This is a genomic window from Rhizobium sp. 01L419 (assembly GCF_056400025.1).
Map to the genome: position 1 here is coordinate 50,123 of NZ_JBFTSM010000009.1, position 24,197 is coordinate 74,319.

General features: G+C 60.6%; 27 protein-coding genes. 11 read left to right on the forward strand and 16 right to left on the reverse strand.

Features of this window, described 5'->3' with window-relative positions; translation table 11 throughout:
- Window positions 1-231 precede the first annotated feature (231 nt).
- Window positions 232-2,859, forward strand: a complete 2,628-nt coding sequence (locus AC1DUP_RS18575) for a TIGR02302 family protein (protein ID WP_477833661.1) — start codon at window positions 232-234, stop codon at window positions 2,857-2,859.
- A 58-nt stretch (window positions 2,860-2,917) separates the two neighbouring features.
- Here the strand turns inward: AC1DUP_RS18575 and AC1DUP_RS18580 are convergent, their stop codons facing one another.
- The 3 genes from AC1DUP_RS18580 to AC1DUP_RS18590 all read right to left on the reverse strand — a co-directional run bounded on the left by AC1DUP_RS18580 (window position 2,918) and on the right by AC1DUP_RS18590 (window position 4,712).
- Window positions 2,918-3,277, reverse strand: a complete 360-nt coding sequence (locus tag AC1DUP_RS18580) for a response regulator (RefSeq protein WP_113299085.1) — start codon at window positions 3,275-3,277, stop codon at window positions 2,918-2,920.
- Between the two features lie 119 nt (window positions 3,278-3,396).
- The gene (gene hpt / locus AC1DUP_RS18585) at window positions 3,397-3,939 is read right to left on the reverse strand and encodes a hypoxanthine phosphoribosyltransferase (RefSeq protein WP_113299086.1); all 543 of its coding nucleotides are present in this window, start codon (window positions 3,937-3,939) and stop codon (window positions 3,397-3,399) included.
- Between the two features lie 110 nt (window positions 3,940-4,049).
- Window positions 4,050-4,712, reverse strand: coding sequence for a hypothetical protein (locus AC1DUP_RS18590; RefSeq protein ID WP_477833664.1), 663 nt, complete (start codon window positions 4,710-4,712; stop codon window positions 4,050-4,052).
- A gap of 205 nt (window positions 4,713-4,917) precedes the next feature.
- On the opposite strand from AC1DUP_RS18590, the gene ftsE reads away from it, so the two are divergent.
- From ftsE to AC1DUP_RS18610, 4 genes are all read left to right on the forward strand, one after another.
- Window positions 4,918-5,577, forward strand: coding sequence for a cell division ATP-binding protein FtsE (gene ftsE, locus AC1DUP_RS18595; RefSeq protein ID WP_113299088.1), 660 nt, complete (start codon window positions 4,918-4,920; stop codon window positions 5,575-5,577).
- Window positions 5,570-6,595: a cell division protein FtsX gene (locus AC1DUP_RS18600; RefSeq protein ID WP_477833666.1), complete on the forward strand. Its 1,026-nt coding sequence runs from the start codon at window positions 5,570-5,572 to the stop codon at window positions 6,593-6,595. The genes ftsE and AC1DUP_RS18600 overlap by 8 nt, the downstream gene beginning before the upstream one ends.
- A gap of 67 nt (window positions 6,596-6,662) precedes the next feature.
- Window positions 6,663-7,376 (forward strand): YdcF family protein, encoded by a 714-nt coding sequence (locus AC1DUP_RS18605; RefSeq protein WP_477833668.1) that lies wholly within the window; start codon window positions 6,663-6,665, stop codon window positions 7,374-7,376.
- Between the two features lie 89 nt (window positions 7,377-7,465).
- The gene (locus tag AC1DUP_RS18610) at window positions 7,466-8,263 is read left to right on the forward strand and encodes a lysophospholipid acyltransferase family protein (protein WP_113308215.1); all 798 of its coding nucleotides are present in this window, start codon (window positions 7,466-7,468) and stop codon (window positions 8,261-8,263) included.
- On the opposite strand, the gene AC1DUP_RS18615 is transcribed toward AC1DUP_RS18610, so the two are convergent.
- Complete coding sequence (locus AC1DUP_RS18615) at window positions 8,260-8,793, reverse strand: gamma-glutamylcyclotransferase (RefSeq protein ID WP_113308216.1); 534 nt, start codon at window positions 8,791-8,793, stop codon at window positions 8,260-8,262. The two genes, AC1DUP_RS18610 and AC1DUP_RS18615, sit on opposite strands and share 4 nt — an antisense overlap.
- Before the next feature lie 50 nt (window positions 8,794-8,843).
- Between AC1DUP_RS18615 and AC1DUP_RS18620 the strand changes: the two genes are divergently transcribed.
- Window positions 8,844-9,860, forward strand: a complete 1,017-nt coding sequence (locus AC1DUP_RS18620) for a DUF2125 domain-containing protein (protein WP_113299091.1) — start codon at window positions 8,844-8,846, stop codon at window positions 9,858-9,860.
- Here AC1DUP_RS18620 and AC1DUP_RS18625 read toward each other — a convergent pair.
- The 4 genes from AC1DUP_RS18625 to AC1DUP_RS18640 form a co-directional block, all read right to left on the reverse strand.
- On the reverse strand, window positions 9,857-10,324 hold the full coding sequence (locus AC1DUP_RS18625; protein ID WP_477833672.1) for a GNAT family N-acetyltransferase: 468 nt from the start codon (window positions 10,322-10,324) through the stop codon (window positions 9,857-9,859). The two genes, AC1DUP_RS18620 and AC1DUP_RS18625, sit on opposite strands and share 4 nt — an antisense overlap.
- Window positions 10,281-11,207, reverse strand: a complete 927-nt coding sequence (locus AC1DUP_RS18630; RefSeq protein ID WP_477833674.1) for a prephenate/arogenate dehydrogenase family protein — start codon at window positions 11,205-11,207, stop codon at window positions 10,281-10,283. Before AC1DUP_RS18630 ends, AC1DUP_RS18625 begins: the two co-directional genes overlap by 44 nt.
- Window positions 11,204-12,313: a histidinol-phosphate transaminase gene (gene hisC / locus AC1DUP_RS18635; RefSeq protein WP_477833676.1), complete on the reverse strand. Its 1,110-nt coding sequence runs from the start codon at window positions 12,311-12,313 to the stop codon at window positions 11,204-11,206. Before hisC ends, AC1DUP_RS18630 begins: the two co-directional genes overlap by 4 nt.
- 87 nt (window positions 12,314-12,400) lie before the next feature.
- Window positions 12,401-13,177: a class I SAM-dependent methyltransferase gene (locus AC1DUP_RS18640; protein WP_113299095.1), complete on the reverse strand. Its 777-nt coding sequence runs from the start codon at window positions 13,175-13,177 to the stop codon at window positions 12,401-12,403.
- Window positions 13,178-13,231: 54 nt separating this feature from the next.
- On the opposite strand from AC1DUP_RS18640, the gene gloB reads away from it, so the two are divergent.
- Entirely contained in the window at window positions 13,232-14,002 is a 771-nt protein-coding gene (gene gloB, locus AC1DUP_RS18645) for a hydroxyacylglutathione hydrolase (RefSeq protein ID WP_113299096.1), read from the forward strand.
- A gap of 3 nt (window positions 14,003-14,005) precedes the next feature.
- Window positions 14,006-14,443: a cupin domain-containing protein gene (locus AC1DUP_RS18650; protein WP_477833679.1), complete on the forward strand. Its 438-nt coding sequence runs from the start codon at window positions 14,006-14,008 to the stop codon at window positions 14,441-14,443.
- On the opposite strand, the gene yddG is transcribed toward AC1DUP_RS18650, so the two are convergent.
- Together yddG and AC1DUP_RS18660 are read right to left on the reverse strand one after the other, a co-directional pair.
- Window positions 14,440-15,333, reverse strand: coding sequence for an aromatic amino acid exporter YddG (gene yddG, locus AC1DUP_RS18655; RefSeq protein ID WP_113299098.1), 894 nt, complete (start codon window positions 15,331-15,333; stop codon window positions 14,440-14,442). The genes AC1DUP_RS18650 and yddG overlap by 4 nt on opposite strands.
- Before the next feature lie 33 nt (window positions 15,334-15,366).
- Window positions 15,367-16,146 carry a DUF3108 domain-containing protein gene (locus AC1DUP_RS18660; protein WP_113308223.1) on the reverse strand — a complete coding sequence of 260 codons (780 nt, stop codon included), beginning with the start codon at window positions 16,144-16,146 and terminating at the stop codon, window positions 15,367-15,369.
- A gap of 241 nt (window positions 16,147-16,387) precedes the next feature.
- On the opposite strand from AC1DUP_RS18660, the gene rpmB reads away from it, so the two are divergent.
- Together rpmB and AC1DUP_RS18670 are read left to right on the forward strand one after the other, a co-directional pair.
- Window positions 16,388-16,690 (forward strand): 50S ribosomal protein L28, encoded by a 303-nt coding sequence (rpmB, locus tag AC1DUP_RS18665; protein WP_113299100.1) that lies wholly within the window; start codon window positions 16,388-16,390, stop codon window positions 16,688-16,690.
- Window positions 16,691-16,840: 150 nt separating this feature from the next.
- Entirely contained in the window at window positions 16,841-17,476 is a 636-nt protein-coding gene (locus AC1DUP_RS18670; RefSeq protein WP_477833682.1) for a VUT family protein, read from the forward strand.
- Between the two features lie 250 nt (window positions 17,477-17,726).
- Here AC1DUP_RS18670 and AC1DUP_RS18675 read toward each other — a convergent pair whose 3' ends face one another.
- The 5 genes from AC1DUP_RS18675 to AC1DUP_RS18695 all read right to left on the reverse strand — a co-directional run bounded on the left by AC1DUP_RS18675 (window position 17,727) and on the right by AC1DUP_RS18695 (window position 23,222).
- Window positions 17,727-18,290 (reverse strand): ATP-binding protein, encoded by a 564-nt coding sequence (locus tag AC1DUP_RS18675; protein ID WP_477833946.1) that lies wholly within the window; start codon window positions 18,288-18,290, stop codon window positions 17,727-17,729.
- A 76-nt stretch (window positions 18,291-18,366) separates the two neighbouring features.
- The gene (locus tag AC1DUP_RS18680) at window positions 18,367-19,365 is read right to left on the reverse strand and encodes an esterase-like activity of phytase family protein (protein WP_113299103.1); all 999 of its coding nucleotides are present in this window, start codon (window positions 19,363-19,365) and stop codon (window positions 18,367-18,369) included.
- A 24-nt stretch (window positions 19,366-19,389) separates the two neighbouring features.
- Window positions 19,390-21,291, reverse strand: a complete 1,902-nt coding sequence (cobT, locus tag AC1DUP_RS18685) for a cobaltochelatase subunit CobT (RefSeq protein WP_477833685.1) — start codon at window positions 21,289-21,291, stop codon at window positions 19,390-19,392.
- A 12-nt stretch (window positions 21,292-21,303) separates the two neighbouring features.
- Entirely contained in the window at window positions 21,304-22,296 is a 993-nt protein-coding gene (gene cobS / locus AC1DUP_RS18690; protein ID WP_113299183.1) for a cobaltochelatase subunit CobS, read from the reverse strand.
- Window positions 22,297-22,601: 305 nt separating this feature from the next.
- Complete coding sequence (locus AC1DUP_RS18695; RefSeq protein WP_113299105.1) at window positions 22,602-23,222, reverse strand: J domain-containing protein; 621 nt, start codon at window positions 23,220-23,222, stop codon at window positions 22,602-22,604.
- 105 nt (window positions 23,223-23,327) lie between these two features.
- On the opposite strand from AC1DUP_RS18695, the gene AC1DUP_RS18700 reads away from it, so the two are divergent.
- Window positions 23,328-23,609: a BolA family protein gene (locus tag AC1DUP_RS18700; RefSeq protein WP_113299184.1), complete on the forward strand. Its 282-nt coding sequence runs from the start codon at window positions 23,328-23,330 to the stop codon at window positions 23,607-23,609.
- Between the two features lie 54 nt (window positions 23,610-23,663).
- Here the strand turns inward: AC1DUP_RS18700 and AC1DUP_RS18705 are convergent, their stop codons facing one another.
- Window positions 23,664-24,143, reverse strand: coding sequence for a DUF2938 domain-containing protein (locus tag AC1DUP_RS18705; protein ID WP_477833688.1), 480 nt, complete (start codon window positions 24,141-24,143; stop codon window positions 23,664-23,666).
- Window positions 24,144-24,197: the final 54 nt, after the last annotated feature.

Sequence of the window (24,197 nt, forward strand, 5' to 3'; positions counted from 1 at the left end):
GATGCGTGAGACAAAGATGAAAAGCGTCGCGAGCGCATCCGAAAGATGCACGACACGCTTTGAAGGCCGCAATCACTTTTTGGCGACCGCACGCGAAAAACCGGTATTCACAGGCCCTCGCCCTCGCCTTCGCCACAAAGAGTGTTATCCTTTTCCTTCGCGAGCGTATTGCCCAGCAATCGCCGGAAGCGCCCTCTGTTTCCTGAACGCCAGATCGCGGAGACCGGATTGATGACAAGCCCCGCAAGGCAGAAGAAAGGCGCATTCGCGCTTCAACCCTCTCTGGCGCGGATGGTGGCGGCAAAACGTTTCCTGGCCAGGATCGTGCTTTTCGCCGAGCAGATCCTTCCCCTTCTTATCCCGGCTGCTGGCGTCGTCGCGATCTATCTATCGATCTCCTGGTTCGGCTTTTTCCGCGTCGTGCCTGACTGGCTGCGCATTCTTCTCCTGATCGCCTTTGCTGCTGGTTTCCTTGCTTCGCTGCTGCCACTGCGCAATCTTCGCTGGCCGCGGGTAGTTGAGGCCGACCGCATGCTTGAAGAGCGCAACGGCCTGCCGCACCAGCCCGTCATGGTGCAGGAGGATGAGCCGGCCTTCGATACACCGTTCTCCCGCGCCTTGTGGCGCGAACACCAGACGCGAATGGCGCGGAAGATCGCAACGCTCGACGCCGGCCTGCCGCAGCCCGATATCGCCCGGCACGACCGCTTCGCACTGCGCGCCATTCCGGCGCTGCTGGTCGCTACCGCCTTCGGCTATTCCACGTCGATCAATGGCGGGTCCATCGCCGATGCACTGCAGTCGGCACCCGCTCAGGTAAAGAGCGATCCGGCCGTGCGCATCGATGCGTGGGTGACCCCGCCATCCTATACCGGCCGCCCGCCAATTTATCTGACAGCCGATGGCAGCGAACAGGCGCCGATCGGCATTCCGCAGTTTTCCAGCCTGACGGTGCGTGTCAGCGGCGGCCAATCGGCCGAGAAGGTCATCTTCAGGAAGGCTAATGGCGAAAGCCAGGAAATCGCAGTTCAGGAAGACACTCGGCCACAGCTGCCGACTACAAACGTAAATGCAGAGCAGGCCTCAGGCGCGCCCACAGCACCCCAGTTGATGGCGCAGACGCACATCATGAAACTTGAGGAGAATGGCGCGCTGCAGGCGAACGGCCGCACCTGGAATTTCGACGTGCTGCCCGACAAGGCACCGGAAATCGCCTTCGACGGCATGCCGCGTCGCGCCGTCAACGGCGCGTTGGAAGTCGGCTTTACGGTGAAGGACGACTACGGCGTGCAGGAGGCCCATGCCGAGATCGTGCCCGTCGAATCCGATCCGGCCGCAACGCCGCTCTATCCGCTGCCGGAATTCAAGCTGGACATTCCCCGCCGCAATGCGCGTGACGGCAAAGGCCTGACGAGCAAGAACCTGACCGAACATCCACTCGCCGGCAAACGCATGCGCATCACTCTCGTCGCCAAGGACGCCGCGGGGCAGACGGGTCGCAGCCCGCCCTATGAGATGATCATGCCGTCGCGTCCGTTCAGCGAGCCCTTGGCTGCGGCCGTCGCCGAAGAGCGACAGACCTTCGCTCTCGATACTCGCAAAATGCCGGATGCGATCGCGCTCAACGAAGCACTGACGATCCGGCCGGAGGAGACGATCCCGAACACCACTCATTACCTGTTGATCGAGTCCGCGCTGACCCGCATGAAGCTCGCCAAGGGCGATGAGCAGCTCAAGGATACGGCCCAGTATCTCTGGGACATTGCCCTCGGCATCGAGGAAGGCGATCTTTCGCTTGCCGAGCGTCGCCTGCGCGACGCCCAGCAGAATCTTGCCGATGCACTGAACCGCAATGCGCCGGACGCCGAGATCAAGAAGCTGATGGACGAACTGCGCAAGGCGATGCAGGACTATATGAGTGAGTTGGCACAGCGCCTGCAGAACATGCCGATGCAGCCCAACCAGAACGCCCAGAATTTCCTGCGCCAGCAAGATCTGCAGCGCATGATGGACCAGATCGAAAACCTGGCACGCTCCGGCAATCGCGATGCCGCCCAGCAGATGCTTTCGGACCTCCAGCGGCTGATGAACAACCTGCAGACGGCCCGCCCGCAGCGCGGCCAGCAGCAGGAAAACAGCCAGATGACGCAGCAGATGGACAAGCTGGGCCAGATCCTGCGCGATCAGCAGAAGCTGATGGACCAGACCTTCCGCCTCGACCAGCAGCTCCGCGACCGCATGCAGCGCGGTGATCCCAATATGGACGACATGATGCCGGGCGAGGAAGGCGAGCAGCAACAGGGTCAGCAGGAACAGCAAGGCCAGACACCCGGTGACCAGATGACGGCCGAGCAACTGCGCGAAGCATTAAAGCAGCTTCGTGCCCAGCAGGATGCGCTCGGCAAGCAGTTGCAGGAACTACAGAAGAGCCTCGGCGATATGGGCATGAAGCCGGGCGAAGGCTTTGGTCAGGCACAGCGCGAAATGGAAGGCGCTGGCCGCGACCTCGGACAGGGCAACGGCAGCAGCGCCCTGGAAGGCCAGGGCCGGGCCCTCGAAGCCTTGCGCAAGGGCGCTCGCGACATGATGAGCCAGATGATGCAGGCGCAGCAGGGCCAGCAAGGACAGCAGGGTCCAAACGGCCAGCTCGGCCAGGGCAACCAGAACGGCCGCGATCCGCTCGGCCGCCCGCGCCAGACCGATCTCGGACCGGATATGAACAACGATGTGAAGATACCCGACGAGATCGATGTTCAGCGCGCCCGAGAGATTCTGGACGCTATCCGCGAGAAGCTCGGCAACAATCCGACCCAGGCGATCGAGCGGCAATATCTCGAGCGGTTGCTGGATATTCAGTGATACTGGGAGAGAATGCAGATTGCTGGCGTGCCTGTCGGCACGCCCGCGCCGTCAAATATCAGGCCACCAGCGCTCGCGCTACGGCCTTGCGGATATCCGGCAGGGCGAACGGCTTCGGTACGACATCGATGATTTTTTCTGCGAGATCGTCGGCCCGTTCGCGCTGTTCGGCATAGCCGGTCATCAGCAGAATTTTCAACGCTGGAAATGCGTCCTTCGCCTGATGCGCAAGTTCGATGCCGTCCATAACCGGCATACGGATATCGGAAAGCAGCAAGTCGTAATTGCCGCCCTTCAGCTTTTCCAGCCCTTCCGCCCCATCGGCGGCTTCATCGGTCTCATGACCGTCAAGGCGTAGTGCCCGGGCTACGAAAGTGCGAAGGGAATCTTCGTCTTCCGTGATCAGAATTTTTGCCATCTGTGCATTGCTCCGTCGTCATGCCCCGCGACGGAGATCGCATGCGGTTCCCTAGCGATCGGTAAACATGCCAAGCCGATCGGCGAAATGGTTAACAAGCCGTCTTGAAGCAAGACACCTTACGCGTCACCGGTAACCACGCCGACAAAGGGCAGTTCGCGGAAGGCGTAGGCGACATCCATGCCATAGCCGACAACGAAATAGTCGGGGCACTCGAAGCCCACATAGTCTGCTTCCAGCTGTTCCTTACGCTTGACTCGCTTGTCGAGCAGCACGGCGATGGTAACGTTGCGTGCACCGCGCTCATAGAGCAGTTCCTTGGCAAACAGTAGCGTGCGACCGGATTCGAGGATGTCGTCGATGAGCAGAACGTCCCGGTCCTTCACGTCGCTGTCGATGTCCTTAACGATGCGCACGCCCTGCGAAACCGTACCCGCGCCGTAGCTTGAGAGCGTGATGAATTCCACCTCGGGAGCAAGGCCTGTATCATGCAGGGCGCGCAGCAGATCGGCCGCGAAGATGAACGAGCCCTTGAGCACGGCAATGACCAGCAGATCCTTCGTCGGGCCGGCGGCGATATCCTGCGCCATGGAATGATTGCGCTCGGCAATCTGCTCGGCAGTGAAGAGCGGCTCGATGTTTTTTCCGCGCACGACAGGCATAAAGGCTTGCTCCACAAAAAGAAGGGTAAGCCGTTAGCACATTAATTCCGTCGAAACACCCCGGAAGGACAGGTTTTCCCGCCGATCGACCTAAAAACGCCACTCGGCGCTCAAGGCATGAAGGAAAGCCTGATATCCGGCACCTTGCCGCCGGCATGCTGAACACGGGCCGAAAAACCGCGGCTTTGGCCGGCATAAATGGCATCCGTCGGCGGCGTGATGACGATGCTCGCCATCAGCCGCTCATCGGTCACGAGATCGGCGCGGATAGGCCGCACCGATTGCGTCACACCGCTCTCATTCTCGATGATGCCGTTAATGAGCAGGATGCGCATGCCATTGGCATCGCGCGGCGTGATCGTGACATGCGAGAAGTGAAGGCCGGCAGGTGAAGCCTCCCCCTGCGAAAGGCCGGAGAACCCACCGGCAAGACTGAAGACCAGAACGAAGAGCGAAATCACCAGCGCCGCAAAACCGCGCAGCGACGCACGTTGCAGCCAGATCTCCGTCCCACGGAGGATCGCGGCGGCAGCAGCAAACAGGACCGGCGGCTGGGCGTTGGGTGGGGCGCTGCGACGGCGTTTGTCGTTATGGGTCGTGTCGCGGGCACCGGCAGATGCGCCTTGCGGCCGCGCCTTACCGACAACAATGAACTCGGCATCGGCAACGTCATCCCTGCGCGGCAAGCGTCGGGTCCGTCGGATAGTTGGTTCCGGCGGCAGAAAATCATAGGCCCGGCCGGCGGTCTGTCGTCTGAAGGAGGATGCTTCCATGGTGGCGACCTCTCGGATGTCCACATGGTTTCACTGCTCAAGACAATCTTGGCATTGAAACGAATCCGCCCCAGTCGTAAATTTCAATAGTTAATGCTTCGCAAAGATCGCCATCAAACGGGCGTCTTTTCGGCAAAATTTACCTGCTGTTAACGGTGTTGGTTAACAAGTCATGCGGTGAAACCACGAAAGACTGAGCTGCCCGTTGATCCACTTTGAGAATGTCGGTTTGCGATATGGCATGGGTCCGGAAATTCTCCGGGACCTGACCTTCGACATCCCGAAAAAGTCCTTCCAGTTTCTGACCGGCCCTTCCGGTGCCGGCAAGACCACGCTGCTGCGCCTGCTCTTCATGTCGCTACAGCCGACACGCGGCCTGATCCGCATGTTCGGCCGCGACATCTCCGAGATCCCGCGCCCTGAGTTGCCGCTGCTGCGCCGTCGTGTTGGCATCGTCTTTCAGGATTTCCGCCTTCTCGACCACCTGACGACATATGAGAATGTCGCCCTGCCGCTTCGCGTACGTGGCAAGGACGAGAGCACCTACAAAACCGACGTGCTGGACCTGCTGAAATGGGTTGGCCTCGGCGAACGCATCAATGTTCTGCCGCCGGTACTATCAGGCGGTGAGAAACAACGCGCCGCGATCGCCCGCGCGCTGATGGACCGGCCGGAAGTGTTGCTTGCCGACGAACCGACCGGCAATGTTGACCCGCCGATGGCCAAGCGCCTGCTGAACCTCTTCATGGAACTCAACCGTCTGGGCACCGCAGTGGTGATCGCCACCCACGATCTCTCGCTGATGGACCAGGTGGAAGCCCGCCGCATGATTCTCTCGGAAGGGCATCTCGATATTTATGACTAAGACGCCCGCCAGGACCCGCGCGGAAAAGGCACCTGCCGCCATTGCTGCCCAGCAGCCCAAGCGGCCGGAGATGCGCGTGCGCCCGACGGCGCCGATCCTGCCGCCGACGAATATTCAGGGCAATGCGCTGATGGTGGTGATCGCCATCATGGCCTTCCTGGCGTGCCTGACACTCGGCGGCGTCAGCATGGTCCGCTCGACGGCGGCGAGTTGGGAAAGCCAGATTTCCCGGGAGATTACCATCCAGATCAAACCTGACGATAATCTGGATATGGACAAGGCCCTGATTAAGGCCCGCGATATTGCCCTGACCTTCGTCGGCACCAAGAGCGGCCAGATCGTTGACGAGGCCGCCACGGCGCGCCTTCTCGAGCCCTGGCTCGGCAGCGGACTGGATATCAAGGAACTGCCCGTGCCGCGTCTCGTCATCATCACCATCGACGAGAGCCGTCCGCCGGACTTCGCAGCGATGCGGGATCTTCTGAAAGAGAGCATTCCGCAGGCTTTTCTCGACGATCACCGCACCTGGGTTGACCGCCTGGTTGCGATGGCCCGCACCACCGTCATGATCGGCACCGGCATCCTGCTGCTCGTCTTCACCGCCATGGTGCTGACGGTGGTCTTCGCCACGCGCGGGGTACTCTCCGGCAACCGCCACATCATCGAAGTGCTGCATTTCGTCGGCGCGGAGAGCTCCTTCGTCGCAACGGAATTCCAGAAGCATTTCCTGAAGATCAGCCTCAAAGGCTCGGCAATCGGCAGCGCACTGGCCGCACTCTTCTTCGCCGCAGCAGGCTTTCTGCAGAGCAGGACCATAGCCACACCCGAGACCGATCAGGCGACAGCTCTTTTCGGCACCTTTTCGGTCGGGGCGCTCGGCTATCTCGGCATCTTCGCGACTATGATTGTAATCGCATTGCTGACGACCGTGACCGCACGGCTCACCGTCATGCGCACGATCTATGAAATCGATACATTGCGCTCCGATCCGACGCGTGCGGACGGTATCGCGAATTAGATACCGCCATGCCGTTTTGCCATGAAAGCGTCTGTTCTGCGCCGCAATCAGCGTATAATCACGACTCATGACGATGGGCCATACGACACGCAATCCGATTCGCCCGGACCCGGAGCTGGATGGCCCCGATAGCGTCTCGCCGCGGCGTGGCCCGATTCGCCGCGTCTTGCGCTGGCTGGGCTTTTCCTGCGTGTTGATCGCCGCGCTGATCTTCGGCGGCTTTTTGCGCTTTGCAGATTCGGTGACGACCCTGAAGCCACCTGCCGAGCCGCGGGCCGACGCGATCATCGTGCTGACCGGCGGCTACCAGCGCATCGATCAGGCCGTAGAACTCCTGCAGAAAGGCGCAGGCAAGCGGCTGTTGATATCGGGCGCGCACCCCTCCACCACGCCAACGCAGATCCGCAAGATGACTCAAGGCTCGGCCGATCTCTTTTCCTGCTGCGTCGACATCGGTTACGACGCGCTCGATACGATCGGCAATGCAGAGGAAGCCTCGAACTGGATTCATGCCAAGGGCTACAGGAGCATTTTGGTCGTCACCAACAACTACCATATGCCGCGCAGCCTCGCCGAGCTCTCCTATGTCGATCCCGACATTCAATTCATCCCCTATCCTGTCGTCAATTCCGATCTGAAGACGCGCGATTGGTTCACCGATCCGAACGCCCTACGCGTCATGCTGGCCGAATACACCAAGTTGCTGCTGGCAGGTGCGCGCAACATCGTCGGCCTGCGTCATACGGGCTTGCGTTCTGCCAACCTGACCGGCCAGAGCTGAGGCTTTTACCCGCTCCGGCAATCAGACGCTTTTTATGGCGGGCAATATCGTGTAGGTCGGTCGGCGTGACCGTGCCTCGGGAAAGTTTCATGATCGCCCTGCGTTCCGTTCTGTTCAACACGATCTTCTACGCCAACCTCATCATCAGGATGATCGTGCTCTCCCCCTTTTACTTCATCGCGCCGCGCAAGATCGCCTACAGCGTTCCCAAGAACTGGGCGCGCTCGAACCACTGGCTGATGCGAGTGATCGTCGGCACCACGTTCGAGATCGAAGGCCTGGAGAACCTGCCTGACGGCAGCTACATCATTTCACCGAAGCACCAGTCCTTCTGGGACACTTATGCGCTGCTGCCCAACCTCAAGGACCCGGTCTATATCCTCAAGCGCGAGCTGATGTGGATCCCGCTTTTCGGCTGGTATGCCAAGAGGCAGCGCATGATCCCGGTCGACCGCGGCGCCCGCGGCAAGGTGATGGTGGAGGTGCTGAAGCGGACCAAGGAAGAACTTGCGACCGGCCGCCAGCTCATCATCTATCCCGAGGGCACGCGCCGCCCGCCGGGCGCCGAGCCAATGTACAAATATGGCATCGCCCGCATGTATCGCGACCTGCAGCTTCCTGTCGTACCCATCGTCATGCATCCCGGCCTGTTCTGGCCCCGCCGCAGCACCATGCGTTATCCCGGTCATTTCAAGGTGCAGATCCTGCCGCCCATCATGCCCGGCATGGATCCCGACGCCTTCTTCGCCCATCTGATCGACGTGACGGAAAGCGCCAGCGACCAGCTTCTGATCGACACGGTCGAACGCAACCCGCATGTGCCGCTGCCACCGACGGCGGTGGAACGGCTAGCCCAGCTGCGTAAGGCAAAGGCTGCGACGGCCTAAGCGGCGGCGCGCAGCCGCGTGACTTCCTCGACCACCTGTTCCAGCCACTGGTCGCGAATACCCATGTCCTTCAGATGGGAAAGTGTATTGAAGACATAGGCATCGTTCGGCCCTGACTGGCCGACCGACACATTGACGACCCGCGCTGCGGCAAACGCATCCAGCGCGCCGGCGTATTGCTCATGGGCGCGGTCGACGACATAGGCGACCGCCTGCGCGCTGCGGCCTTCCGGAAGTTGYAGCCGCAAATGCTTTTCCAGGTAGACATTGGTGACGAGTTCGCGGGCGCGCAGATAGTCGATGACCTCGTCCCACTTTTCCGGTGCGACGCGAAAAGCCATGCCGCGGCAGGCGCCGCCCCTGTCGAGGCCAAGAACGAGACCGGGATTTTCACGGCTGCCGCGATGAACGAAAGAACGGACGCAAAGCGAGCGCCGATAGCCGTAAACCAGGGCTTGCGATCGCTCTACGAATTCGAAGCCCGGATTCCACATCAACGAGCCGTAGCCAAATACCCAAAATTCGTCCATATCGCACGCCAGATCAAAATCAGATTTCGTTTTCACCATTGGAGAACATCATGGCAGCGTCAAGCCAATCCGGCAGCGGCCAATACCGCAGCGGTAGGAAATTCTGGTTGCTGGGCGGCGCCATTCTTCTGGTGATCGCGCTTTATACGGGCGGCTGGTTCTATGCGGCCTCCGCGCTGAAACAGACGGTACTGACCGCAATCGCGCCCCGCGCCGATGCAGGCGTCACCGGCGAGTGCTCTGATATCGAGTTCCGCGGCTTCCCCTTCCGCATCGGGCTTTTCTGCTCCAAGGTGGATATTGACGATAATGTGAACGGCATCTCAGCCACCTTCGGCACGCTTCGTTCCGCTGCCCAGGTCTATGCCCCCGGCCATATCGTCTGGGAACTCGACGCGCCGGCCGAAATCCGCACCGCGCAGGGCCTGACGGTCAATGCCCAATGGGACAATCTGCAATCGAGCCTCACAACCAAGGCACAGGGCATCGACCGCACCTCGACCGTCATTGATGGATTGAAAGCGGTGGCCGTCTCCTCCTTCACCGGACAGACCGTGAATTTCGATGCCGCCCGCACCGAAATCCACCTGCGGCAGAACGGAGCGGATCTCGACGGCGCAATCTCGGTCGAAAACTCCAATGCCGCGATCAAGGACTGGCCCCAGGTCTTCCCGAAATTCTCCGCCAGCGCCGACCTGACGCTAACAGGCAAAGCCGGTATGATCGACGGCACCGACAAAGAGGGTATCCACGGCTCGCAGGGTGAGCTTCGCCGCATCGTCGCCGATATCGGCGACGGCAAGGTGATGACCGTCTCCGGCCCCTTCGCCTTCGACGAACAGGGCTTCCTTTCCGGCAAGTTCAAGCTGGAGATCGAACAGCTCGGCCCGTGGGGTACAAGCATCAAGCAAGCCTTTCCCGAGGTGGCTTCGACCGTCGATACGGCAACGAAGCTCCTGAAGGCGCTTGCCGGCGGTGGCGACAAGGTTTCCGTCGATCTCGTCGTCGATCACGGCAACGCAACGGTGAGCGGCTTCATCCCGCTCGGCAAGATCCCGCCGATTTAATCGATCGTCTTGAGGAAAAACACTTCCGGCACCGTCTGGATGCCGGGCAGTTCGATCGATCCTGTCTCGGAAAAGCCGTTGCGCCGATGCCAGTCCTGCGGGCGGCTCTCGTCGCATTCGCTCGACGTCATCAGGAGACGCGCGCCGCTCTCGCGCATTTCCTTCTCCCAGGTGAGAAACAGTGCCGTCCCGACGCCGGACCGGCGATGGCCATCGAGCACGCGGATCATTTCCATGTAGGGTATCCTGCCCCAGAAGCGGGAAAAGCGCAGAAAACCGACAATTTCGCCTTGCTCGCGGGCGATCAGATATTCGCCGAGATCGATACAGCGCGAAATCCAGGCCTCGCCGACATGGCTGTCTTCGCGGAACAGCCATTCCTTGTCTTTCCGGCCCGGCTTCGCGATCGCCACCACGAGACTATTTCTTTTCCAGCAGATGCGGACGACCGAAGTCCGGCGCATCCACATCCTGGCCCGCCTGGACGATTGAGCGGCGGATGGCGCGGGTGCGGGTAAAGAGTTCGAAGATCTTGTCGCCCTCGCCCCAGCGGATCGCCCGCTGCAGATAGGCAAGGTCCTCCGAGAAACGCGCCAGCATTTCCAGGATCGCATCGCGGTTATGCAGGCAGACATCGCGCCACATCGTCGGATCGGAGGCTGCGAGACGCGTGAAATCGCGGAAGCCGGAGGCGGAATATTTGATGACTTCCGATTCCGTTACCGTCTCAAGATCGTCAGCCGTGCCGACAATATTGTAGGCTATGAGATGCGGGAGATGGGAGACGATGGCGAGCACCTTGTCGTGGTGCTGGGCGTCCATCTCATCGACCTTGGAGCCGAGCGCTTCCCAGAAGCTGCGAAGCGTCTTCAGCGCGGTCGGATCGGTTCCTTCGAGCGGCGTCAAGATGCACCAGCGTCCCTCGAACAGGCCGGGAAAGCCTGCATCCGGGCCGGACTTTTCCGTACCTGCGATCGGGTGGCCGGCAATGAAATGCACGTAGTCAGGCATATGCGGCTGCATCTGCGCGATCACGGAAGCCTTCGTGGAACCGACGTCAGTGACGATCGCGCCAGGCTTGAGGGTATTGGCGATCTCCTTCGCCACGCTTTCGGAAGCGCCGACCGGCACCGATACGATAACGAGATCAGCGTCCTTTACGGCCTCGGCCGATGAGGTCGTATAACGGTCACCGAGCTTGAGCTCTTCGGCGCGCTTCAGGGTCTCGGCGCTCCGCGTGGCAACGACGATTTCATTGGCAAGGCCCAGGCGCCTGATGTCATGGGCAAGGGAGGAGCCGATCAGGCCGATGCCGATCAGGGTGATGCGATTAAACTGGACTGTCATGCCTTGCGTCCCATGAATTCGCCGAGCGCCTCGATGACACCGCGATTGGCCTCTTCAGGACCGACGCTCATACGCAGAGAGTTCGGAAAGCCGTATGCGCGCACCGCGCGCAGAATATAGCCGCGGCTCGTCAGGAATTCATCGGCATCCGCCGCCCGCTTGCCGTCGGCATCGGGGAAATGAATGAGAACGAAATTGGCGACCGACGGCGTGACCTTAAGGCCGAGAGCTTCAAAAGCATCCGTCAGCTTCTCTATCCACAGCTGATTGAAGGACACAGCTTCCTGAATGAAGGATTGGTCGCGGATCGCTGCGGCGCCCGCAGCGATCGCCGGCGCATTCATGTTGAATGGCGCGCGCACACGCTGCAGCGCATCGACGATATCGGCCGGCGCATACATCCAGCCGATGCGCAGCGCCGCAAGGCCATAGGCCTTCGAGAAGGTGCGAGTCATGACGACGTTTGCATTCGAGGAGACGACCTCGATACCGGCCTCGTAATCGTTGCGGCGGACATATTCCGCATAGGCCGCATCGAGCACGAGGATAACGTGCTTCGGCAACCCGGCCTGCAGGCGGCGGATTTCGCTGACCGGAATATAGGTACCCGTCGGATTGCCGGGATTGGCGATGAAAACGATCTTCGTCTTCTCCGTCACCGCGGCAAGGATCGAATCCACGTCCACGGTATGGTTTGTTTCCTTGACCACAACAGGCGTCGCACCTGCCGCCATGGTCTGGATCTTGTAGATGAGGAAGCCGTGCTCGGTGACGATGCTCTCGTCGCCGGGACCGAGATAGACATGGCAGAGCAGGCCGAGCAATTCGTCGGAACCATTGCCGCAAAGGATGTTTGCCGGGTTGAGGCCATGCACGGCGGCAATCGCCCCACGCAGCTCACGCGCCTGTCCATCAGGATAGCGCTCGAGATTGTCTGCGGCCGCCTTGAATGCGGCGATCGCTTTGGGGCTCGCACCGAGTGGCGTCTCGTTGGAGGAGAGCTTGTAGACGCGGGCCACGCCCGGCGCATGCTCCTTGCCGGGCACATAGGCAGCGATTTCAAGAATACCGGGACGCGGAACGGGCTTGCTCTTCTCAATGCTCATGGATCGACCTTGGAAATTGCCGCAAAGCCGGCGAAAGACTTGAGTGCAATTAAAGCGGAATGGCGATTTTGTCGAGTGCTGCAGCGCTTAGCGGCTGCGTGTGGTCGGCACCCCGTGCGGCGCAAGCACGGGCACGAAAACACGTCGCGAGGCGCGTGCGGCGACCGGCAGGCCCTGATAGAGCCGCTTCTGCGCCTCGACGATGATGACGCCCGAAAAAGCCGGCCAGAGCGTGCGGCCGATCCGCTCGAAGCCGCGGCGCAGGCGCAGCACGGCGCGCAGTTTCGACGGCGGGAAGAATAGCGCCTCGGCTGTGGCGCCCGGCGTGAAGTTGGTCTCGCGCAGCAGATGGGTCAGCTGGCCGCGCGAATAGGGTCGACCCGAACCGAAAGGTGTATGTTCCATACGCGCCCAGACCCCGCGGCGGTTCGGCACGACGATCACGAGCCGCCCGCCCGGCGCCAGCACCCGCCAGAGCTCCTTCAGGGTCTCGCGTGGGCTTTCGGCAAATTCCAGGGAATGCACCATCAGCACCCGGTCGATCGAGGAATCCGGCAGCGGCAATTCCTCGTCAAAGATCAATGCGGTGGAAGAAAGCGAACCGACAGGCCAGTTCACGGCCCCTTGTCCCGCGGGCATGAAAGCGAAGGTGCGTTCCGTGTCGGCCTGGAACCGGTCGAGGAAGGGCACGGAATAACCAATGCCCACAAGCCGCTCCTGCGGCAGGCGCACCCAGAGCGACGACAGCGCCATTGCAATCGACTGCTCGGCCATGTGTCCAAGCTCAGAATGATAGAATTGGCGAAGGTCGACGATATCGGCGTGCATTATGCCAAATGTTATCAGTGACCGGTTGGACTTCAAGGCCGGAACCTCTACATTCCCGGTCAGTTCGAGGGATAAGGGACTATTTGAACGATGAAACCTTTGGAATTAGAAGTTTTTCTCTGCCGCAGCGACAATTTCGGCGTTCTCGTCCACGACCCTGAAACCGGACAGACCGCCTCGATCGATGCGCCCGATGCGGCGGCCGTCGAAGCCGCTGCCGTGCGCCGCGGCTGGAACATCACCCATATCTTCACGACCCATCACCATATCGACCATGTGGAAGGCAATCTGGCGCTGAAGGAACAGTACGGCCTGGAGATCATCGGTCCGGTCAACGAAGCGGTGGCAATCCCCGGCCTCGACAAGACGATGGGCGATGGCGACAGCTTCCTCTTCGGCGATCACACGATCAACGTCATCGAAACGCCCGGCCATACGGCGGGCCATATCTGCTACCACTTTGCCGACGACAAGCTGCTCTTTGCCGCCGACACGCTGTTTGCGCTCGGCTGCGGCCGTCTGTTCGAGCGTCCCGCTGCCGACATGTGGCATTCGCTGCAGAAGCTTGCGGTCCTGCCGGACGAAACCGCCGTTTATTTCGGCCACGAATATACGCTTTCCAACGCCCGTTTTGCGGTCACCATCGATCCTGGCAATGAGCGCCTGAAAAGCCGTGCGGCGGAAATCGAGGCATTGCGCGCCGAAGGCAAGTTCACCATTCCGACAACGCTGGCGCTCGAAAAGGAAACCAATCCCTTCCTGCGTGCGGCCGATCCTGCCATCCGCCGCAACCTGCTGATGGAGGGCAAGACCAACGAAGAGGTCTTTACCGAAATCCGCAAGCGCAAGGACAATTTCTAGGACATGACCGGAAAAGAACTCACCCCCGAGGAGATCATCCGCCAGCTTAGCATGCAGCCGCACCCCGAAGGCGGTTGGTATGCACAGACCTTCCGCGACACCAATGGCGGCGAACGTGGCCATTCGACGGCGATCTATTATCTGCTTGCAAGGGGAGAGCGCTCGCACTGGCACCGTGTCCACGATGCGGCAGAGGTCTGGCACTACTATGCCGGCGCGCCGCTCGTGCTGCACCGCTCGGGAGACGGGCGCCACAGCGAGACGCTGAAGCTCGGCACCGATATTGCCGGCGGTGAACGGCCACAGGCCATCATCCCTGCCAATTGGTGGCAATCGGCCGAAACGCTCGGCGACTATACGCTGGTCGGCTGCACGGTGGCGCCCGGCTTCGAATTCTCCAAATTCGAGATGGCGCCGCCTGACTGGAAGCCCGGCGCTTAAGCTTGTTCCGCCACCGGCTGCACCTGCGGCTTGCGGCGGAACATTTCTTGCGCTGCCAGCACCGCGCCGCCGGTGATCAGAAGGCAGGCAAGCACAATACGCCAACTGGGCTCGGCAATACCGAAGACGGTCAGAATCAGCGTCGACAGCAGCGGCGCGGCATAACTTGCGGCACCGAGGATCTGGATATCGCCGTTCTTGACGCCATAATCCCAGGCATAGAAGGCGGCCCCAACAGGAAAAAGTCCGAGGCCGATCACGGCAAGCCATTCGAAGCTTGTCTCCGGCCAGACCGTTGTCTCAAGCCCCAGATGGCAGAACAGCGAAAGCACCGATGTCGCAAGGCAGAAGCCGGTGACGACATCGGTCGAGACGGCGTCGAAACGCCGCGTCAGCAGCGAATAGCCGGACCAGGTGAAGGCACAGAGGAAAGCCGCCCCATAACCGACGGCATAGGCGCCATCGAAATCGATGCCGTTGCGCCCGACGATCATGAAGGTGCCGCATAGACCGGCCAGAGCGCCGACAATGTGATACCAGCGCAGCCTCTCGCCCGGCAGCAGCGCCGAGCCGACGACGATCAGCAATGGCCAGAGATAGGCAATCAATCCTGCCTCGACGGCCGGCGCATTCCTGAGCGCCGTGAAATAGAGGAAGTGATAGCCGAACAGACCGGCAATGCCCGTGATCCAGACCTTTGCCGGCTGTTTCAGAAGGGCGATACGCGACGGATTGAGGATGAGCACGAGAATGCCGGGAATACTGCCGATGGCAAAACAGATGGTCGAAAGCTGGAACGGTGGCATCTTGCCGGAGGCGGCCGTAAAAAGCGCCAAGAATGACCACATCAGAATGGCCGTAAAACCGATCAACGTCGCCCGAAGTTTCACTCGTCCCCCTCGCGGAGACTTACGAAGGCTCCGTCAGCTGTTCCCGCCGTATTTCACAGCCGTGATCGTCACCGTCCCGTATTCCGTGGGAATGCGGACGTAGACCGGAGCATATACATTTGCCGCCTGCGCCTTGGCAAACCAGATTTCCATGCGATTGCTCTTGCTGAGGTAGACGAGATCCTTGCGGCCCTTTTTGTAGCCGGAGCGCGGAATGAAGCGCACGCCGCAGACGGTCGCCTTGCCCTTGAAGCCGTCGGTCGAAAAATTCTCATCGCCCTTCGGCGAAAGCACGAGGTCCATGCGCGTCTCGCCATCGAAGATCGGCAGCTTCTGTGAGCAGACGTCGGTATCGCCCGTGAAGATAAGGCCTGAGATCGGGTCAAGCACGGCGCGCATATCGCCCTCTGTTACCGGAATCCATTCCTTTGGCCGGCGCGGCTCCGGTGTTGTCGTGGCCGAAACGATATTGCCGTTGCGGTAGCTGACCTCATAGGTGCGAACCTTTTTGCCGGTCTTGTAATAGAGGACGTATTTTGCAGCCTGCAGCCGGTCATCGCGCACCACCCCGGTAACGCTGGTCTTGGCCAGAATATCGGTGACGAGATCAGCAAGGCCGGCCGATTTGATGTCGCCGTCGATTTTGTAGCTGTGATCGTCTTCTATCTTGGTGAGAAAAGCCGCCCGCGCAATCGTCAGGCCGGCAAGGGCCACCCTGTATTCCGTACGGTGCTGTATTTCGCTCGCACCGGCCGGCAAGGCCAGAAGAGCCGCAAGTGCCGAAACTAGAATCCGTCTGCCCAGATGAGCCATGGTGAGCGCCTTGTCTTGCCGGGCTGCTTGCGCCCTTGCACTTCGGTCTATACTCCTGCCGCATTGCGAAGAAAACAGCAGCTTTTTGACAGAATTGCGGGAAAGGCCAAGGTTTGGCTTGACGCGCGCGGCCTGCCTGACTATAGAACCGCAACTTTCCAATCATGGCCTGATGGATTGCGCAGTCGGTTTTTGCCGGATTGTCATTCGATGGCCCGAGAAAAACAAGAATAGGTGTTCCATGTCCCGCGTGTGCGAATTGTCCGGCAAGGCAGTCCTGACTGGTAACAATGTCAGCCATGCCAACAACAAGACCAAGCGCCGGTTCCTCCCGAACCTGTGCCAGGTTACGCTGATCTCCGACGCGCTCGGCCAGCGTTACCGTCTTCGCGTTTCGGCTGCTGCTCTTCGTTCCGTCGAGCATCGTGGCGGCCTCGATGCCTTCCTACTGAAGGCTAACGAAGGCGAACTTTCGATGCGCGCTCGGCTGCTGCGTCGTCAGATCGTCAAGAAGACCGCAGAAGCGGCAGTTGCTGCTGCTTAAGGTTCGGCCCCAAAGCCGCTACCCAAGTCTTCCAAAGGCTTTCAAAGGCTTGCACGGATAATATCCGGACGAGCCTTTTGCTTTGCCGGCCTGGCTCTAATTCCAGGCTGAAATCTCACTCGAACTGGTGGCATCACCCAGGATAAAAAAATGCTGACGACCCGCCATACCCTTATCTATGTCGCCCTGATGACGCTCGTCGTCGTCGCCTCCAACTTTCTCGTTCAGTTTCCGCTGAACGCCACGGTTGCCGGCATCAATCTCGCCGACATCCTCACCTGGGGCGCCTTCTCCTATCCGATCGCCTTCCTGATCACCGACCTGACGAACCGCCAGTTCGGTCCGCAGGCTGCGCGCAGGATGGTCTTCGCCGGCTTTGTCGTCGGTGTCGCCCTTTCCTTTTTCACCTCGGTTCCGCGTATCGCAATCGCCTCCGGCTCGGCCTATCTTGCCGGCCAGCTTCTCGATATCGCCGTCTTCAACCGCCTGCGTCGTCAGGCCTGGTGGCGCGCCCCGCTCGTCGGCTCGCTGATCGGCTCGGCGCTGGATACGGTGATGTTCTTCTCGCTGTCCTTTGCCGCCTTCTTCGTTTTCCTCGGTCCGAACGAGCCCTTTGCGCTGGAAAACGCGCCGATCTTCGGCGTCCTCTCGGCGGAAGCTCCGCGCTGGATCTCCTGGGCGCTTGGTGATTTCTCGGTGAAGATGCTCGTCGGCCTGGTGATGCTGCTGCCCTATGGCGCGCTCATGAACGTGCTGCGTCCTGTGCAGGCGGCCACAACGCGGTAACGTCGCGCCGCGATCCCTCATCGTTGGATCGGCGACAGGGCCTTCGGCACCAGATCGCTCCTGTTTACCAATCCATGCTTTGTATCCTCGCCGCTCGGTTCGGCGAGAGCCACTTCTGGTCAAGCGATCCAGGAAAACGCTCCGACCATGAAGGATGGATGGACTGGCTGCGGTCCCCTCTGCAGCCAGTCTTCCTGACGGATGTCCTTCCTCTCTCTTCGCCGGACAAAGGAAGCGTCGAATACCGACGTCAGCAGACCGGATGTCTCTTTGCGACGATGGTGGGATGGCAGAGCACCTCCGCAACAAGCTGTTCAACAGGTAGCAATGAATCTAGCCGCAAAACCGGCTTTGTCATCGTCATCAACCACTCCTCATGTGCAACGAGACTGCGACGCTCCGCCCCTGCCGTATCGTAGCTCTCCGCCCATTCCATGAATTCACGGCTTTGCGCCGCCATGTCGCCACCGGGCCTGATCCTTTCGCCATAGCGGGCCTCCTCGCGCCGGCGGATACGCTCCATACGCACCATGGGATCGATCGTCAGGAACACCACAAGGTCGTAAAGCGGCTCGAATTCCGCGCCCCATTTGATCGCCGAACCGGAAAGCACCCAATCGGCATCGGGCAACGCCTCTTGCCTGAGCATCGCAACGCGAGCCCCGACCTCGCGCTGCATCGTGAAGGGCGGATCGGTCGGCATCCAGAAGAAATGGTCGGTATCGAGATGACGGACATCAAGCTGTTCGGCCAGCGCCAGGCCAAGCGTGGTCGTGCCGGAACCCGAGGCTCCCGTGATATGGATACGCATGATACGCTCTCTTAAGGGGTAATGTCCGCGAAGGAATGGACCGGATAGCGCAGAGTTATGACAGCCGTTCGACGGCCGCTCAATCGACCAGTCGGAACTCCAGCATCAGATTTCTCTGCAGGATGGAGTGATTGTCGTCAGACACCAGGATGACATGCGTCGTGCCATCGGCGGCCTGGAAGGTATCGATCCCTTCCATATTGTCGATATTGTAATTGAAGTTACCCTCGACGAGCAGCTCACCGTTCACGATGGCGCCGGGCTTGATGTCTGCTCCCTTGATGCGGCGAATGCGCATGCCGATACCTTCGGCCATATTGAAGCGCCGCTCCAACAGAAGCAGGTCTCCGCCCGGCAGGAAGGCGCCGTCAGTCACATCGAAGCTGCCATCCTTCTCGACCGCGAACTGCCCCTTCAGCGGCCCATCCAGAATAGCCGCAAGCCGGTTGCCATCCTCGTCAAGGCTGCGCTCCGTCACAATCACGGGCGCGCCTTTCAATGGGCTCGAGGCGGAGGCTACGACAACGGTTTCAATGCCACGGTTTGCCCGCATCTCGTCCCGGGGAATGAGGATCCCGACCGTCGATAAGGATCGCGAGTCGAGAAAGCCGGGGTCCGGATAGATGTCGACGCGATGGTCCTGCTCGAAGGAAACAAGAATCCGGTCGCCATCCAGTGCGAGGCCTTCGGCATCCATAGGCCCCTTGCCCTCATAGGTCCGGCCGACGCGATTCCTCATCGCCGTGATCTCGACGCCGGAAAGGCCCGACAGCCTGCCCTTGGCATCGCGTTCGATGCTGCCGGTCAGCCAGTGCCCGGTATCGAGAACGCCGACGAAACTCTTGCCGTCAGGCCGCATGCGGATGGAGGAAAGCGAGCCGAAGAGGGAATTGCTCGACACCATCTCCAGCCCACCGATAAATTCCAAAGGGCCGAAGCGGGTTTCGTCGCGACCGATATGGAAATCAGAAATCTTGCGGCTGATGATCTTCGCAGGCTCGCCCGCATAAGCGCCGGACAACCCCGTCGCGAGGGCAAGGACGACCAGAGCCGCGCGAGACAGATTTTCAAACGCCATGCGGAGTGTTTCCCCGAGATCGCATCAGCCGGCGCGGCGCAGGCGACCACCGCGCGGCTGGGCGGCGTGATCCTCGAACAGTTCTGCAAGCTGCTCGGTCATGGCGCCGGCAAGCTCGTCCGCATCGACGATCGTCACGGCACGGCGATAGTAACGCGTCACGTCATGACCGATGCCGATTGCGAGAAGCTCGACGGGCGAGCGCGTCTCAATCTGCTCGATTACCGCACGCAGATGCCGTTCCAGATAATTACCTGGATTGACCGACAGCGTGGAATCGTCCACCGGCGCACCATCCGAAATCATCATCAGGATGCGGCGCTGCTCGCGACGTGCGAGCAGGCGGTTATGCGCCCAGATCAGCGCCTCGCCGTCGATGTTTTCCTTCAGCAGCCCCTCGCGCATCATCAGGCCGAGATTGGGCCGTACGCGGCGCCAGGGAGCATCGGCCGACTTATAGATGATGTGTCGCAGGTCGTTGAGACGGCCCGGCGTCTGCGGCTTGCCATTGGCCAGCCAGCTTTCACGCGCCTGCCCGCCCTTCCAGGCCTTGGTCGTGAAGCCGAGAATCTCGACCTTGACGCCGCAACGCTCCAGCGTGCGCGCCAGAATATCGGCGCAGGTGGCGGCAACCGTGATCGGCCGGCCTCGCATGGAACCGGAATTGTCGATCAGAAGCGTCACAACCGTATCGCGGAACTGCGTGTCGCGCTCCATCTTGAAGGAGAGCGCCTGCGTCGGATCGATGATGATGCGCTGCAAGCGGGCCGAGTCCAGATACCCTTCCTCGAGATCGAAATCCCAGGAGCGGTTCTGCTGTGCCATCAGCTTGCGCTGCAGGCGGTTCGCAAGCCGCCCGACTGCGCCCTGGAGATGGGCCAGCTGTTTGTCGAGGAAGGCGCGCAGTCGCTCCAGTTCGGCGGCATCACACAGCTCCTCGGCCTTGATGATTTCGTCGAACTCTTCCGTATAGATGTGGTAATCGACCTTTTCGTTGAAATCGGCAAAGGGCGTGTTCGGACGGCGGGTCTCACCCGGCGTCTCGGAATCGTCCTCGCCTTCTTCCATCATGTCGTCGTCGGAGATTTCGGCGCCTTCAGTTTCGCCGTCCTCCATCTGCTCGTCGGAGACTTCGCTGTCTTCGACGGGCGCGGCATCGCTGCCGGCGTCCTCGTCGACCTCATCCTCGTTCTGCTCGTCGCCCGTCGGCTGATCGTCGTCGCTGGACTGATCATCGGCGTCAGGATCACTGTCGTCATCGCCATACTCCTCCGCCATTTCCATGGCCGAGAGCATGTTGCGGATGACCTTCGAGAAAGCCTGCTGGTCGTTGATGACGCCGGAGAGATTGTTAAGCTCGCTGCCGGCCTTGTCCTCGATGAAGGAGCGCCAGAGATCGAGTACCTTGCCGGCAGAAGCCGGCGGCTTCTGGCCGGTCAGCTTCTCGCGCACCATCATGGCGACGGCTTCGCCGATCGGCGCATCTTCCTGCCGTTCGATGCCGGTGAAATTTGCCTTGGCATATTTCTCTTCCGTCATGGAGCGCAGGTTTGCGGCCATGCCCTCCATGCGCAGCGAACCGATCGATTCGACGCGCGCCTGCTCGACGGCGTCGAAGATGATCCGCGCGTCGGAGCCCTGCGGCGCCATGGTCGAATGCACCTTCTCGTCGTGACAGGCGATGCGCAGCGCCATGGAATCGCCAAGGCCGCGCGTAACCGCCAGCTCATGCGCTGTCGGACGCTTGGAAAGCTCCGGCAGGCGGATGCGTTCGCCCGTCATGCCGGGGCGTTCATTGGCGAAAGCCACCTCGACCTGATCGTCGCCGGCGATTGCGCGTACGCAACCGGTTATCGCACGCCGCAACGGCTCGACATCGACAGGCGCGCCTGGCTTTGCTTTCGAATTGTCACCACGAGATGCCATGATCGACTGGCCTTATGCCCCCAGCACGATGTTGGCAGCGCTTTCCTTCAGCTCCACACCAAAGGCGCGCTGATAGTGCTCGGCCACCAGCGGACGCTCAAGCTCGTCGCACTTGTTGAGGAAGGTCACTCGGAAGGCGAAGGCGAGATCACCGAAGATCTCGGCATTCTCGGCCCAGGTGATGACAGTACGCGGGCTCATGACGGTGGAAAGATCGCCGTTCATGAAGGAAGCGCGCGTGAGATCGGCAACGCGGACCATCTTGGAAACCGTATCACGGCCTTCCTTGTCCTTGCCGAAGCTCTTCACCTTGGCAGCGACGATATTCACTTCATGGTCATGCGGCAGATAGTTCAGCGTCGAGACGATCGACCAGCGGTCCATCTGCGCCTGGTTGATCTGCTGCGTACCGTGATAGAGGCCTGTCGTATCGCCGAGACCGATGGTGTTGGCGGTCGCAAACAGGCGGAAGGCCGGGTGAGGACGGATGACACGACTCTGGTCGAGCAACGTCAGGCGGCCGGAAGATTCCAGCACGCGCTGAATGACGAACATCACGTCCGGGCGGCCGGCATCATATTCGTCGAAGACGAGCGCGACATTGTGCTGATAGGCCCAGGGCAGGATGCCGTCCTTGAATTCGGTGACCTGCAGGCCATCCTTGACGACGATCGCATCCTTGCCGACGAGATCGATACGGCTGACATGGCTGTCGAGGTTGATGCGCACGCAGGGCCAGTTGAGGCGGGCGGCGACCTGCTCGATATGGGAAGACTTGCCCGTGCCGTGGTAGCCGGAGATCATCACGCGTCGGTTATGGGCGAAGCCGGCGAGGATCGCGAGCGTCGTCTCGCGGTCGAAGAGATAGTCGGTGTCGAGATCCGGCACATAGGCGTCGCCCTTGCTGTAGGCGGGAACGCGGATGTCGGAATCGATGCCGAAGGCCTCGCGGACCGAAACGGTGGTATCGGGCAGTTCGGAAATATCAAGTTCGATCTTGCTCATCATGTCTCCAAGGCGGGTGATGGCACCCGGCCATACTGTCTCAAGCCATTTCGCAACCATGACGCCGCGATATTCCGCGCCTGTCAGGTGGGAACGTCGGCGATACTTCTCCGGGACTGAAACGAAACCTCGGCGGGATGATGACCGCTGGCGAGCATTCTAGAAAGAGTCCCGGACAAGAAATGCCGCGTCCGGAAGGTCGGCAGAGGCGATGTCGGGAAAACGCACAAATATATGCCGCGATTGCCTGCGGCCTCAGCCGATGAGGACCATACCCGATTGAAGCTTAAGAGCAAGGACGGGAACTAACAAAAACCGTTCTGCTTCAATAATTGATAGGCCTGGATGACGGCACGGAAACGCTCTTCCGAGCCGCGGTCGCCGCCATTCGCATCGGGGTGATGCTTCTTGACCAGTTCCTTGTACCTGCTCTTGATCTCCGCGGAGGTGGCGTTCGCGGCAAGTCCCATCGTATCGAAAGCCTTGGCTTCCAGCGATTTCAGCTTGCGGGCCTGCGGGAAACGCGGGCCGCTGCCCTTGCCGCCACTTTCCTTCACGAAGCCGAACGGATCACGCACACGCGAATAGGCGCCGGAGCGAACCTCGGCATGCAGCGGGCTGTTCTTGGCATCCTTGTTGACGCCAACGGTCCAGGTGGGGCGATGGCCGGTGATCGCCTCCTTCTGGTAGCGCGCGATCTCACCGTCCGACAGGCCGGAGAAATAATTGTAGCCCTTGTTGTAGTCCTTGACGTGCTCGAAGCAGAACAAGAAGAATTGACCTTCCGCATTGCGTCCCACAGGAGCGCGATGCGTGCCTTTTTTGTCGCAGCCGTCCCACTGGCAGCTTGGAGGCGCCTGCTCGGGCTCCTGCTCTCGTCTGCGGCGTGTTCGAATGCGATCGAAATATTTGGAATCAAGTCTCATGACGGCGCTAATTATGGGGCTGCTGACTGATGACAACAAGAATTGACAAACGGGAATGTTGCTGGCTTGGTGGGAACCTTTTTCGCGAACTCAGAAGACCCGGTGATGACACTCCAGACCAGCATCGAAGAGAAGCTCAAGGCGACCTTTGCACCCGAACGTCTCTCCGTCATCAACGAGAGCCATCTGCATGCCGGCCACCAGCCGGACATCACGGGCACCGGCGAGACACATATGCGCGTTCGCATTGTTTCTGCAAAATTCGCCGGCATGTCCCGGCTGCAGCGCCACAGAGCGATCACCGACCTATTGAAGCCCGAGCTGGACGCAGGACTTCATGCCCTGGCCGTCGAGCCGGCAGCACCGGGCGAACCGACGCGCTGGTAACTCTTAAAGCATTTCCAGACGCAAAGCCGCTGCAGACTTTTGCTGGAATTGCTCTTAGCGGATGATCAGCGCCGTGGCGTAGAGCCCGAAACCGAAGACAGTGTGAGCGAGCAGGTTCAGCACCCGCACCTTCGTGGGATTCGGCGTCTTAGAAGCCGCCCAGCCAAGGCCGAGACCCGGCTGCATCAGAAACCAGCCTGCGCCGACCGTGACGATGCCGAGAATCCAGGCCGGCAAAAAGGTTGGTGCGGCAAACCAGGCCGGGCCGACGAAGATCGCCAGCAGGATACCGTAGAGAATGCCGACCGCATAGTGGCCGATCCAGCCGAGCGCCAGCTCGTTGGCATAGGGCGCGGCACCACCGATATCGTCGTGAAAGACCTTGCCCTTGCCGAGATGCCAGAACCAGCGGCCGGCAGGCGCCCAGTTCGGCGACGGCGTCACACCGAGCTTTGCGAGCAGGATTGCCCAAATATCCATCAGGACGGTCGCCCCGATGCCGATGGCGACGGATCGCCAAATGATGTCGAACATGTCAGATCCTGTGGAATGAGCCGGCATCTGGAACTTCCATGCCGGCAATGGAGA